At 55.9% G+C, this 12233-nt stretch carries 11 protein-coding genes; 7 read left to right on the plus strand and 4 right to left on the minus strand.

Annotated elements, in window-relative coordinates; translation table 11 throughout:
• Positions 1-235 precede the first annotated feature (235 nt).
• The 4 genes from IB246_RS05600 to tssI form a co-directional block, all read right to left on the minus strand.
• Positions 236-631 (minus strand): DUF6124 family protein, encoded by a 396-nt coding sequence (locus IB246_RS05600; RefSeq protein WP_008030683.1) that lies wholly within the window; start codon positions 629-631, stop codon positions 236-238.
• Positions 632-1014: 383 nt separating this feature from the next.
• Entirely contained in the window at positions 1015-1719 is a 705-nt protein-coding gene (locus IB246_RS05605; protein WP_008038112.1) for a DUF2931 family protein, read from the minus strand.
• Positions 1706-2377, minus strand: a complete 672-nt coding sequence (locus tag IB246_RS05610; RefSeq protein WP_008038111.1) for a DUF2931 family protein — start codon at positions 2375-2377, stop codon at positions 1706-1708. The genes IB246_RS05605 and IB246_RS05610 overlap by 14 nt, the downstream gene beginning before the upstream one ends.
• On the minus strand, positions 2370-5789 hold the full coding sequence (gene tssI, locus IB246_RS05615; RefSeq protein ID WP_008038110.1) for a type VI secretion system tip protein TssI/VgrG: 3420 nt from the start codon (positions 5787-5789) through the stop codon (positions 2370-2372). The genes IB246_RS05610 and tssI overlap by 8 nt, the downstream gene beginning before the upstream one ends.
• 675 nt (positions 5790-6464) lie before the next feature.
• Here tssI and tssA point away from each other — a divergent pair.
• The 7 genes from tssA to IB246_RS05650 are packed head-to-tail and all read left to right on the plus strand — an operon-like array spanning position 6465 to position 12232.
• Positions 6465-8021, plus strand: a complete 1557-nt coding sequence (gene tssA, locus IB246_RS05620; protein ID WP_008038109.1) for a type VI secretion system protein TssA — start codon at positions 6465-6467, stop codon at positions 8019-8021.
• 32 nt (positions 8022-8053) lie between these two features.
• On the plus strand, positions 8054-8557 hold the full coding sequence (gene tssB, locus IB246_RS05625) for a type VI secretion system contractile sheath small subunit (protein ID WP_008030679.1): 504 nt from the start codon (positions 8054-8056) through the stop codon (positions 8555-8557).
• Between the two features lie 25 nt (positions 8558-8582).
• A complete protein-coding gene (gene tssC / locus IB246_RS05630) occupies positions 8583-10058 on the plus strand; it encodes a type VI secretion system contractile sheath large subunit (RefSeq protein WP_008030678.1) in 1476 nt (491 codons plus the stop codon).
• 13 nt (positions 10059-10071) lie between these two features.
• The gene (gene tssE, locus IB246_RS05635) at positions 10072-10479 is read left to right on the plus strand and encodes a type VI secretion system baseplate subunit TssE (RefSeq protein WP_008038101.1); all 408 of its coding nucleotides are present in this window, start codon (positions 10072-10074) and stop codon (positions 10477-10479) included.
• Positions 10480-10489: 10 nt separating this feature from the next.
• A complete protein-coding gene (locus IB246_RS05640; protein ID WP_008038100.1) occupies positions 10490-10993 on the plus strand; it encodes a PAAR domain-containing protein in 504 nt (167 codons plus the stop codon).
• 4 nt (positions 10994-10997) lie between these two features.
• On the plus strand, positions 10998-11849 hold the full coding sequence (locus IB246_RS05645; RefSeq protein WP_008038099.1) for a hypothetical protein: 852 nt from the start codon (positions 10998-11000) through the stop codon (positions 11847-11849).
• Positions 11846-12232: a hypothetical protein gene (locus tag IB246_RS05650; protein WP_081500188.1), complete on the plus strand. Its 387-nt coding sequence runs from the start codon at positions 11846-11848 to the stop codon at positions 12230-12232. The genes IB246_RS05645 and IB246_RS05650 overlap by 4 nt, the downstream gene beginning before the upstream one ends.
• The last annotated feature ends 1 nt before the right edge of the window (position 12233 follow it).

Here is a 12233-nt window from a genome sequence, read left to right on the forward strand (position 1 = left end):
GCCTGACACACCGCCATCGCCAGCAAGCTGGCTCCTACAGATCTGCGTGCCGGGCGAATTCCCCACTTCCCCCCGCAGCAATTCAGCGACAAGGGCCTCCCCATCTTTTCAGCAGACAACACTCACTGTAGGAGCCGGCTTGCCGGCGATAGCGCCCGATCAATCAACATCAATGTCGCCTGACACACCGCCATCGCCAGCAAGCCGGCTCCTACAGATATACGTGCGTGACGGATCAAACGGTCCGACTTTGTTGCTTGGCGAAAACCGCCGCCATCTCGGGCTCATCCAGATGATCCAGTGCACGCTCCACCAACAAATGCACCCCGTCGGCCATGCGGCTAAGCGCCAGGGCTACGGAGCGGCGTGAGCCGTCCACATCGTCGGCGAGGTCGGCGGCGATGGCGCTGATGGATAGCAGGTCTTCCGAGGCGTTGGCGAGGAGGGCTTCAGTGTTGATGCCGGGGCAGACGCTGAAGAGCTGGCCGTTGCGTTTCGGAGGTTTGGGTTCGGTTGGCGGGAAGTGATGGTCGAGGGCGCGTTCGGCGGCTTCGTTGAGTTTGTTTGAGTCGGGGCTTTCGTATGGGGAAACCGGATCGGTTTCCGGTGGGTTTGGTGTGACCTTGAACATGGTTACTTTCCTTTAGTAGGGCCGTGACCATTTCGCGACTAAACGAAAAGGAGGCGGCTGTGCGCAAGTTAGTCGACCGGTAAAGTCACCAAAACCCGGCGCGCCCAAGGGCGCCATGCGCACAGCCACCATCAAGTGCAGGCAAACACCTGACTGGATGACACTTGTGCAACCGTAGATGACTAGCCGGGCGACTAAACCCGATCACTGATGAGCAGTGACACGAACCAAGTTACCGACCGCCCCCAAGGCGCACAAGCCGGCGGATTCTGGCGTAGCCGTAGGCAACGACGCAAGGTGTTGTAGCTTGCAGGACGTAACCTTGAGGCGTTTTAAACAAGCGCTATTGAGCGGTGTTTAACCATCGGAAATGTTGGCATTCCTTACCAGCTTCCATAGGGGATTCCGAACTTTTCTACGTAAGCCTTGGATGCCTCAGACAAGGGTCGATGCTTGCCACCGGATTTTCCTTCATAGGGACCCCTTGGGTTAATGGTTCCTTCGACTCGAGCAATCTCGACCGACTTCAAGCAAGGACCGCCCAGCCATATCTTGGCAATACCGCCCGGCGCCAGACCAATGCCAATGTCATCGCGGTAATCGGTGATCCATTTACTGTCAGCTCTGCAAAAAGCCTTTTCAGGTTTGCTCATGATCTCCCGCGCCGATTCGGGTATGACGATGTAAGCCTCGTAGGTTTGTGGTTCCGCCAATGACTGCCAGCGCACGTAAATCAGACGAGGCAGGTCCGCGCCAATTACGTCACGACCGGCACCTCGGCCGGGACTTTTAGGCCAACCAGCGGGCTTTCCCTTGTTGTCTCTTGGGGTCAGTACCGATGCGATCCCAGAGCCCGCACGACGAAAAACACGTTCGCGGATATCTACAACGTCCGCTGTTTCAATCCAGACTTCCATGTAATCCGGCGCCCCGAAGCCTAGAGACCAAGGCTCGTCGTTCCTTGATTGCGCAAAACTTTGTGTGTTCGCGATCAACAGCAATCCAAACAGCAGACGGGCGCATTTTGTGATCAATTTGGCCGATTTGATGCTCATCGAGGCCGTGAGGTAGTGGTTACCAAGAGCCATAAGGAATTCCGAACTTCTCAATGTAGGTTTTGGACTCCAGTGACAAAGGCAGAGCATATCGGCCTTCATTTTTGCCCTGGGAGGGACCTTGTGTATTGATGGTGCCCACTACCCGAAGAATCTCGACCGCCTTCAAGCAAGGGCCGCCCAGCCATATCTTGGCAATACCGCCCGGCGCCAGACCAATGCCAATGTCATCGCGGTAGTCGGTGATCCATTTACCGTCCGCTCTGCAAAAAGCTTTTTCAGGTTTACGCATGATCTCCCGCGCTGATTCGGGAATGACGATGTACGCCTCGTAGGTTTGTGGCTCCACCAGCGATTGCCAGCGCACATAGATCAACCGTGGTAGGTCGGCACCAGTGACATGCCGTCCTTTCCCACCCCCGTTACTGCTGACCCAGCCTTTGGCAATGCCTTGATTGTTCGGTGGCTTTGGAACAGAAGCGATACCCCCTCCTGCACCTCGGAATACCCTTTCTTTGATATCCACTACGTCTGCTGTTTCAATCCAGACCTCCATGTAAGCAGGCGCTGAAAAACCCAGGAACCAAGGTAATTCCTTACCGGTTTGGGCGAAGCTCTGCGAGCCACCAGTAAAAAGCAGCGCAAACAGTAAGCCTGTGCATTTGGTGAAAAGGCAGACGGAATTATTCATTGGGATGCACCACACGCTTGTTGTCTTGAGCCGGTCGGTTGATGAAAAAAACGCTCATGTCGCTGCTATTGAAATCTCTGGCTGCGTTCCAACTAGCGGAAATGTGGATGTAGCGACTGCGTAGCAATGCTCGTTCCTGGTGGGTTAATCCCTCGACCGTTGTTTCGCCAAGGGCATACGCCTGCAGCTTTTTGTGAATAGGCTCTAGTTCATCGGGTAATCGCAGGGTTGGAATATCGGGGATTAGCTTGAATGGCACATCGTGCCTGACTGCCAGTTCCCGCATGATCCGCAAATAAACAAGCGACAGTTCGCCTCGCACCGGGCGTTCAATCGCGGTTGCTGCGAAAACCCTCTTCTGTGGTTCGATCTTTGTTCCAGCGGGCCCTTTTTCGTAAGGAAGTGGCTTTTCCCAATACGCCACTTTGACTTTCTTGAGCGGCCCTTCGAAGTCGATAACACCTTTTCCGTACCAAGCGAATGCCTCTTTTTCGGCTGAAAGGTAAGCGGCACTGCGGGTTGCATCCATGCTCTCGTTCACGGTGCTTGTTAAGGGTTTACCCAGCAAAAGTTTTTCATTGGCAATTGGCAAGTAACCACCACCAAGGTCTGAGTGCACACCGGGTAAAACCAGGTCGGTATCGCCAAGGCTGTTGAGGGCAAAATTTTCACGGATTTCGTCTCGCGCGACCAAGTGCACAACTTTTTTGGCACAGTCGTCGGGAAGCCTGAGATTGAGGAAAGGGTTCCTACTGTTGCCGCCGTTGAAGTCCAACACCCATGGGTTGGCTATGGATGCAACAGTATCGAACAGGCCAATGAAGTTGATGGTGACATCAGTTTTTAGACGCCAGTTAAAGTCACTGGACAGAATCGGAGAGCCCGCCGGCAGTGATGCCGCAAGAACGTTTCGCTCGCCCTTGAGTACTTCATTTGCAAAGTGTCGTGCGGCTGCCGCACCTCGGCTGAAACCAAAAATATCGAATTCAATCCGATCAATCTTCATCCCCGGGTTCTTTTCATCCAGTCGGCGTAACTGTTCCATGATTAGCGCCGGACTCTGCTCGACCCGCGCAGCCACCCCAGTTTCACCCCGCCCCGTTGCCTGGGAATAACGCGAGTCTTCACCCCCACTCGTGGTCCCGATGCCCTCAACATAAACGGCGATCGAGGTCTTCGTTGCCTCTGGCAACAGCGTTTCGTCCACTCGATCCTCATAGAGTTTGTAAAGCCGCACGATATTGCTCACATCATTCCCATAACTATTGTCCGGCGAGCTCCCGTTGCCGTCATACCCATAAGCCGCGCAATACTTCTGTACCTCCTCGGCAGCCTCCTCCAATTTGGCGTCCGGCGCATAGCAGGCTGCCACGGTCTCACTGTTGGCTTTGTTGTTCCCCGTACCATCGAAGAACACCCCGATCCGCAACGTAATCCCTTCTTCTTCAACCTCTTCCTCTTCTTCCTCCAGCTCATCCTCTTCCAACGGCTCAGGCACAACCGCCGCCAACAACCCCGCGACCGTCCCCGGCAACAACGCATGCGCCGCCATCCCCGTTCCCGGCGAACCACCGACCTCAACCTCACTACTGCTGAACACCCCACCCGCATCGATCACGACATGGTGACCACCGGCCTTCAACGTAATGCTGGCGCCCGCGTCCAGCACCAGATGGGCGCCAGCCTTGATATGAACGTGCTCACCGGCCTCAACCACCCACGCTTCGCCAATCTGGTTGTGGCTACTCCCGGCAATTTGCAGATAGTCATTGGCCTTGAGCTGAACCTTTCTATCCGCTGTAACCGTGCGATGTTCCTCCGCGCCGAGCACCGCGATGCTGTTGCCCTTGATCGCTTCCCGACGCTCATTCCCCACGTCCAGTCGGCTGTCGTTCCCGACCTTCTGCTCCATGTCCCGCTGCGCTCGCAGGTAGATCAACTCCAGCCCGGCGCGGTCTTCGATCGACAGTTCGTTATAGCCACCGGTATGCGGCGAGCTGTGGCTGCGCAGCACGGTTCTGGTTTTGTTTTCGGGCAAGGGGTAGGGCGCCGGTGTGACCTTGTTGATCAGGCAACCGGTTATGAGTGGGTTATCTGGATTGCCTTCGAGGTAGGTGACGAGGACTTCCATGCCGATGCGCGGAATGGTCACCGCGCCGAAATGATCCCCCGCCCAACTGGACGCCACCCGCAGCCAGCAACTGCTTTGTTCGCTGTTGTGCTCAGCGCGGTCCCAATGGAATTCGACTTTGACGCGACCGTCTTCATCGCAGTAGATCTCTTCCCCGATAGGCCCGGTGACGCGGGCGGTCTGGCAGACGAGCACGGGGCGTTGTGCGGGCATCGGCGGCCGATAAAACACGTCCCAGGGAATCGCGCTGAAGCTGTTTTGGTAGCCCTGGGTAAAACTGCCCTCGGTGTCAGTGATTGACTCTTCCAGCACCTGCGGCTGTTTGCCGATATGAGTAACGCTGAGCAACAGCCACAGGTCGTTGTACGTGGCGCGTGGGTGATCCGTCAGGCTGAAAAAGTGGCCGCTGCGCAGGCACGGTTGATCGCTTTTGCCCTTGGCCAATTGATAGTCGGCGCGGTGCCGCTCCAGTGCTTGCCGAGTGAGCTGTTTGCCGTGCTTTTCGGTCTCGAAAAACAGCGGGTAACGATAGTCTTCAAGCTCGGGGCTGAACTCGGCGATGAAGCGACTTTCCAGCAGCAAGCTCGGGTGTTTCGGGTCGTAGTTTCGGCGGGTGACTTTGCTGGGGCGAGTGCTGTAACGCATGGAAAACTGGCTGACGACCGGATGCTCCGCCACCATGCCGGCGCCTTGCAGGTAGGGCGTTTCGCCCAATTTCGCAAAGGCGGTCTGATCATCGCTGAACACCAGCACATGGCCTTCCCGTGAGTGCTGGTGATGCCACGCAATGCCATCCTCGGCGCACAGTCGCCGGACGAACTCAAAACAACTTTCCCCATATTGGGTGCAGTATTCGCGCTCGGGACTCGTTCTGACGTGGAAGCTAAATGCATCGGCTTGAATGCCATGCCCCTTGAGTACCTGAGCGATGATTTGCGGCGCCGTCAGGCCCTGGAAAATTCGCTGATCGTGACTGAACTGCAAGTCATGCAGCGCCGGCACCAGGTGCATGCGATAGCGGGTCAGGCGCTTGCCGACTTCGCCTACGGACACCCTGGTGACATGGCCATGAATGCCCTCGCCGTTGAGGCCGAACTGTAGAAAGGCGGGTTGGTTGAGCAAGCTTTCCAGATCGAAATCCGGATGCTCGCTGACCAGGTCAACCTGGATCGAATACAAGGCGCTGATGGTTTCCGTGCCTTCGAAGGCCAGCACTTTGAAGTCGTTGCGAATCGTCGGGATAAGGAGGGTGAAGTGGGCAACGTTGGCCGATGCAAGCATGCGCTTATCCTTTTGCTACGTAGTCGCTCGTCCTTAAGCTGAAAGAAAAATCGGCGAAACCGAGCCATACGTGCCCGGATTAAGTCGCCAAAATGCCGGGCACGCTAACAAGGCATGCAAAGTATTGATGTAGGAAGGATCTTGAAGAGTGGTGTGATATTTCCCAAATACCCGAAGTTCCATTTTGGAACTTTGTTTTAAATTCAAAGTGGCCATCATAGTGATGGCACTTTTCTTATCGACAGTTGTCACTCGTCGTTTTGTTCATCGATACCCGTAACATTTCGGAATGCTCCTACATTTATATTTTTTAGTTTTTGGCATGCTGCGCGCCTGCCAAAGGGAGCAATCGGCAATGAATATGCGGTTTATTCAGGTGAAAGAGTCGGAGGCCTCTACCTCAACGGTTTCAGGGCGTTGGGTCGAGCGCTGAATTATTAAACTGACATCAGGGATCCCCTTGCTACATATAGGGAGATCTCCTACGAGAGATAAACGCGCTTCGTCTTATTGTTTAATCGGGTGCTTGCTAGTGGCCATCATCGTGAGTACGATGCGCCCACTTTGAAAGAGCACGATCTCAATTGGATGAGACATTTCGCAGCTCTTTGATTCTGTCTCACGCCGTTGGAACTCCAATGAGCGTATGACCGTAATCCAAACTAAAGGCCATGGATGTCCTACTCAAGCAAACTTTCTGCTCATTACCTCGATCTCGCAAAAGCCTCTGTTTCCAAAGAGAATTTCGCGGGCGAGGATGTTCGCTTTTCGAGCGAATATGAGTCACTGGAAAGCGAGCTGGCCAAAGCCTCGTCCATGCACGAAAGCGGTCAGATCGACTGGCTGAAAATCCGTGAAAACAGCGAAAACCTGCTGCGCACCCAGTCCAAGGATTTGCGCGTCGGCGCTTGGCTGACCTGGGCCCTGTACCAGCGCGAATCCTTTCAAGGCCTGCTCGCCGGCCTCGGTTTGCTGCACTACTTGTGCGAAAGCCACTGGGCCGAAGTCCACCCGAACAAGGCACGTACGCGCTCCGCTGCGATCAGTTGGCTGGTGCCGCGTCTTGAGCAGGTGCTGACCGAAAACGTCGCGATCAAAGAGCAGTTGCCGATGTTCCGCCGTCTGGTGGAACACCTGGAAGGCCTCGACGCCGCGTGCACCGAGCACCTGGGTGACGACGCGCCGTTGCTGTTGCCAATCTCCCGCCGTCTGAAAAACATGGTGCAACGCGCCGCCGACAACCAGCCGGAACCAGGCGTGGTGGGTGCGGCCGTGGCTCAGGTCAAACAAGTCGCGACGCAACTGCTGACGCCCGGCGCGCCGATCGACAACGAAAAAGAAGCCCACAAAGCCCTGCGCGCGCAGCAAGAAAGCGCCCGGCCGTTGTGCGCCTGGTGGCTCAAGCAGAAAGCTACCGACCTGCGCGCCCTGCGCCTCAATCGCACGCTGTTGTGGTTGCCCATCGACGCTGTCCCCGAACGTAATGCCGAGCAGATCACCGTGCTGCGCGGTTTGCCGGCGGACAAGCTCAAGGCCTATCAGGACCGTTACGACCAGGGCAAATACGCTGACCTGTTGGTGGAACTGGAGGCGAGCCTGGCGAAGGCGCCGTTCTGGTTCGATGGCCAGCGAATGGTCTGGGAATGCCTCCAGGCACTCAACGCAGAAATGGCGATGCGCGAAGTGGAAATCCACTTCGCGCTTTTGGTTCAGCGCCTGCCCGGTATCGTCGAATTGCGCTTCCATGACGGCGCGCCGTTTGCCGATCCGGCCACCCGCGCCTGGATCAGCGCCAACGTCATGCCGCACCTGCAAAGCGCCAGTGCGCCGCGCAAAGTCGAAGTCGCCGACACCCAGCCCGCCTGGGAACTGGCCCTCGAAGAGGTCCTGCCGATTCTGCGCAAGGACGGCCTCAAGGCCGCTGTGCAAATCCTCAAGCAGGGCCTGCAAAGCGCCAACGGCGGGCGCGTTCGGTTCTTCTGGCAGTTCGCCCTCGCGCGGCTGTGCTTCATGGCCAAGAAATACGAACTGGCCAAGACCCAACTCGAAACCCTCGACCAAACATTACAGGACTCAGGCCTGCACGCCTGGGAGCCCGATCTTGCGCTGGAAGTGCTGCATTTACTGCATAGCTGCTGCGAGTTGTTGCCGCAGAACCATGCCGTACGTGAACGCAAGGAAGAGATTTATCGCAGGCTGTGCCACCTCGATCTCGAAGTGGTACTCGAATAGGCCCCAGGGCCACAACCGCAAGGAGAAAAGCCATGGCCAAAGAAGGCTCGGTAGCCCCCAAGGAACGCATCAACGTCACGTTCAAACCTGCCACCGGTGGTGCCCAGGAAGAGATCGAACTGCCGTTGAAACTACTGGCAATCGGTGACTACACCCACCGCAAGGACGAACGCAAAGTCGAAGATCGCAAGCCGATCAGCATCGACAAGATGACCTTCGACGAGGTGCTGGCCAAGCAAGAGCTGCAGCTGACACTGAGCGTACCGAACCGTCTTCAGGAAGAAAGCGACACTGAAGAACTGGCCGTGAAACTGCGCGTCAACTCGATGAAGGACTTCAACCCGGCCAGCCTGGTCGAGCAAGTGCCTGAGCTGAAAAAACTGATGGAACTGCGCGACGCGCTGGTGGCCCTCAAAGGCCCGCTGGGTAACGCGCCTGCGTTCCGCAAAGCCATCGAAGGCGTTCTCGCCGACGACGAATCCCGCGGTCGCGTACTGGGTGAGCTGGGCCTGAACGCCGCAGCCCAGGACGTCTGAGTCTCCATCAGCCAAGGAAGCCAACATGAGCACGAGTGCAGCGCAGCAAAAGAGTAACGAGAACGGCGAATACAGCATTCTCGACAGCATCATCGCCGAAACCCGCCTGACGCCGGACGACGAAGCCTACGACATCGCCAAGCGCGGTGTGTCGGCCTTCATCGAAGAGCTGCTCAAGCCGCAGAACAACGGTGAGCCGGTCAAGAAAGCCATGGTTGACCGCATGATCGCCGAGATCGATGCCAAGCTCAGCCGTCAGATGGACGAGATCCTCCACCACCCGGACTTCCAGTCCCTGGAATCGTCGTGGCGTGGCCTGCAGTTGCTGGTCGACCGCACCAACTTCCGCGAAAACATCAAGATCGAAATCCTCAACGTCTCCAAAGAAGACCTGTTGGACGATTTCGAAGATTCGCCGGAAGTGATGCAGGCTGGCCTGTACAAGCACATCTACACCGCTGAATACGGCCAGTTCGGTGGTCAGCCGGTAGGCGCGATCATCGCTAACTACTTCATGTCCCCAAGCTCGCCGGACGTGAAACTGATGCAGTACGTGTCCAGCGTTGCGTGCATGTCCCACGCGCCGTTCATTGCCGCCGCCGGCCCGAAATTCTTCGGCCTGGAAAGCTTCACCGGCCTGCCGGACCTGAAGGATCTGAAGGATCACTTCGAAGGTCCGCAATTCGCCAAATGGCAGAGCTTCCGCCAGTCGGAAGACTCCCGTTACATTGGCCTGACCGTGCCGCGTTTCCTGCTGCGCAACCCGTACGACCCGGAAGAAAACCCGGTCAAATCGTTCGTGTACAAAGAAACCGTCGCCAACAGCCACGAGCACTACCTGTGGGGCAACACCGCCTACGCGTTCGGCACCAAGCTGACCGACAGCTTCGCCAAATTCCGCTGGTGCCCGAACATCATCGGCCCGCAGAGCGGTGGCGCGGTTGAAGACCTGCCGTTGCACCACTTCGAAAGCATGGGCGAAATCGAAACCAAGATCCCTACCGAGGTATTGGTCAGCGACCGTCGTGAATACGAACTGGCCGAGGAAGGCTTCATCTCCCTGACCATGCGCAAAGGCTCCGACAACGCGGCGTTCTTCTCCGCAAGCTCGGTGCAGAAGCCGAAGTTCTTCGGCATCAGCGCAGAAGGCAAGGCAGCAGAGCTGAACTACAAGCTCGGCACCCAACTGCCGTACATGATGATCGTCAACCGCCTGGCTCACTACTTGAAAGTGCTGCAGCGCGAGCAACTCGGTTCGTGGAAAGAGCGCACCGACCTCGAGCTGGAACTGAACAAGTGGATCCGCCAGTACGTGGCCGACCAGGAAAACCCGAGCGCCGAAGTCCGTGGCCGTCGTCCGCTGCGTGCTGCCCAGATCATCGTCAGCGATGTCGAAGGCGAGCCTGGCTGGTACCGCGTCAGCCTGAACGTGCGCCCGCACTTCAAGTACATGGGTGCCGATTTCACCCTGTCGCTGGTTGGCAAGCTGGACAAAGAGTAAGCGGAGCTAACTCATGACTGGATACGGCAGCCTTTTCGAACGCCTGGGTGGCGACGCGGACAAACGCGTCGGCTGGAGCCGCGAGGTCTCCGCCATGGCGTCCGTGGCTGCCCATCTGGCCAAGATGCTCAGCACCCGTGCGGGCAGCGTGCAAACGCTGTCCGATTACGGGCTACCCGATCTCAATGACATGCGCCTGAGCCTGCACGACTCCCTGAGTCAGGCCCGCCTGGCCATCGAAAGCTTCATCGAAGCCTACGAACCGCGCCTGAGCAACGTGCGTGTCATCTCCCTGCCGCGTGACAACGATCAGCTTCGCCTGTCCTTCAGCATCGAAGGCCTGCTGGAAGTTGATGGTTTCAAGCGCCAGGTCAGTTTCGCCGCGCGCCTGGATGGCAGCGGTCAAGTCAAGGTCACTTAAGGAGATTCGTATGTCCGGCAAACCAGCAGCACGCGTATCCGACCCCACCGCTTGCCCGCTCCCCGGCCACGGCACCAACCCGATCGCCGCCGGTTCCGGCGACGTCTTCTTCGACGGCCTCGCGGCCGCCCGCCAAGGCGATGCCTCGGCGTGTGGTGGTGCGATGTCGGGCGGGTTGGCGACGACGGTTTTGATTAACGGGAAACCGGCTGCGATGGTGGATTCCGTTGGGACGCATGGCAACAAGGTTACGGCCGGTTCCGGGACGGTGATTATCGGGAATTCGCATTCGCCGGTGCCGTTTGTTCCGCCGTTACCTGTGATTATCCCCGGGGTATTCAATCGTGTTTTTGCTTTTAAAACGGCCACTGGAAAAGCGGTTGAGGGGCTGAACTACCGAATTACTTCCGAAAGCGGGATCGAAAAAGTGGGTACGGCGTTATCTGGAATGTCTGGATGTTTTTCATCTGGCCAGAAACCTGAAACTGTCACTATCTTAGTAACTTCGGAGTAGGGTCTTGGAAACGATTGTTGAAATTGACGGCGTGCCTTACACCTTTGTTACCGAAGACGGCGCAACTGCATTAAGGCTCGACAATAAAACTACCGCCAGCGACGATACTGATCCGGAAAATTTAAATCTTCCGGAAATCTGGTTAATAACACGCTCGAATGGTGTGCCTTTGTTTGCAGTGCGACCGGATGATGGAGATAAGCCCTTTCGTATTATAAAAGCCGAAGCACTCTATGCAGAGGCGATCCAATGGTTTGAGCCGTTGGCTGATTTCTATCGTGAACGGGTATGGGTCAATCCCGAAAGTAGCGTGGAGGGATCTGAAGCATTTGGCGCCTATAAACAACACACTTGGCAATCGATAATAGACTTCGCCATTGTCGATCGCGAGTCGCTTATGTATTACCGAAACATGCCTGGTGATTGGAAAAAGCAAACAGACGGCGGCAGTGGATTTCTGCTTTGCCTCGTGGAAGGAGACCCTTACTGGACTGATGGGCTGGGCCAGATACCCTTTGCGGTGGATACATTCCGAATGTACTGGCAAGAAACGAATGACATCGATTCTGCAGTCAGAAAAACCGGGGTGACTGGTTTGGAATGGGCGGACGGTTCGCTCGGTGGAAAGGACGATGGAAGTGAAAACGTCTATGACAATTTCATAATTATCAGAGCATCGTTGTGGGCATCTAAAAACTTCCGTCGAGTCGTCGGTACAAAGAGTTTTGGTGGGTTGCGGGGTGCTGGCGGAGATGTGCCAGAGGTAAGTACTGTTTTTGAGCCTGCCTCAGTTGATCTTCTTAAAACTTCGATTACTGCGGATGTTCTTGCAAAATATAAAACGTGGACGCCATGACTTTAAAAGTTTTAGCGGGGCTGGTTATTTATCTATTGGTAGGTGTGGTTTATTTTTTTGTTCATGATTATGGGGTGGCTTTATATAAGTTGCATGCGGGTGGATTTACAGCAAGAGGAGTGTCTATTGGTATAACTGCTGAGTTGACTTTTTATTTTTTTATTTTTGTGAATATGGTTGTTTTTGTACTGCCAAAACTGGCTGCGAAAATTGTAGCAATAATGTTTATGGTCGCTGTTGTTCTGTTTTATTTTCTCCCCGAAAACCCGGTAAGGGCAATGGCATACAGCGGACTTACAAGCAGTATGAGCCTCTTGGCGCTGGTCGCTCGCTTAATAGTCGATCGACTGATTTCCCGACGTAACTCACCATCAGGCAGCTAAC

This window comes from Pseudomonas sp. PDM01, from assembly GCF_014852325.1.
GTDB classification, from domain to species: domain Bacteria; phylum Pseudomonadota; class Gammaproteobacteria; order Pseudomonadales; family Pseudomonadaceae; genus Aquipseudomonas; species Aquipseudomonas migulae.

Coding starts and splice junctions, on each gene's coding strand:
- tssI (WP_008038110.1), bottom strand. CDS start 5,789: ATGCTTGCATCGGCCAACGTTGCCCACTTCACCCTCCTTATCCCGACG.
- IB246_RS05640 (WP_008038100.1), top strand. CDS start 10,490: ATGTCCGGCAAACCAGCAGCACGCGTATCCGACCCCACCGCTTGCCCG.
- tssB (WP_008030679.1), top strand. CDS start 8,054: ATGGCCAAAGAAGGCTCGGTAGCCCCCAAGGAACGCATCAACGTCACG.
- IB246_RS05650 (WP_081500188.1), top strand. CDS start 11,846: ATGACTTTAAAAGTTTTAGCGGGGCTGGTTATTTATCTATTGGTAGGT.
- IB246_RS05610 (WP_008038111.1), bottom strand. CDS start 2,377: ATGAATAATTCCGTCTGCCTTTTCACCAAATGCACAGGCTTACTGTTT.
- tssE (WP_008038101.1), top strand. CDS start 10,072: ATGACTGGATACGGCAGCCTTTTCGAACGCCTGGGTGGCGACGCGGAC.
- tssA (WP_008038109.1), top strand. CDS start 6,465: ATGTCCTACTCAAGCAAACTTTCTGCTCATTACCTCGATCTCGCAAAA.
- IB246_RS05605 (WP_008038112.1), bottom strand. CDS start 1,719: ATGGCTCTTGGTAACCACTACCTCACGGCCTCGATGAGCATCAAATCG.
- tssC (WP_008030678.1), top strand. CDS start 8,583: ATGAGCACGAGTGCAGCGCAGCAAAAGAGTAACGAGAACGGCGAATAC.
- IB246_RS05600 (WP_008030683.1), bottom strand. CDS start 631: ATGTTCAAGGTCACACCAAACCCACCGGAAACCGATCCGGTTTCCCCA.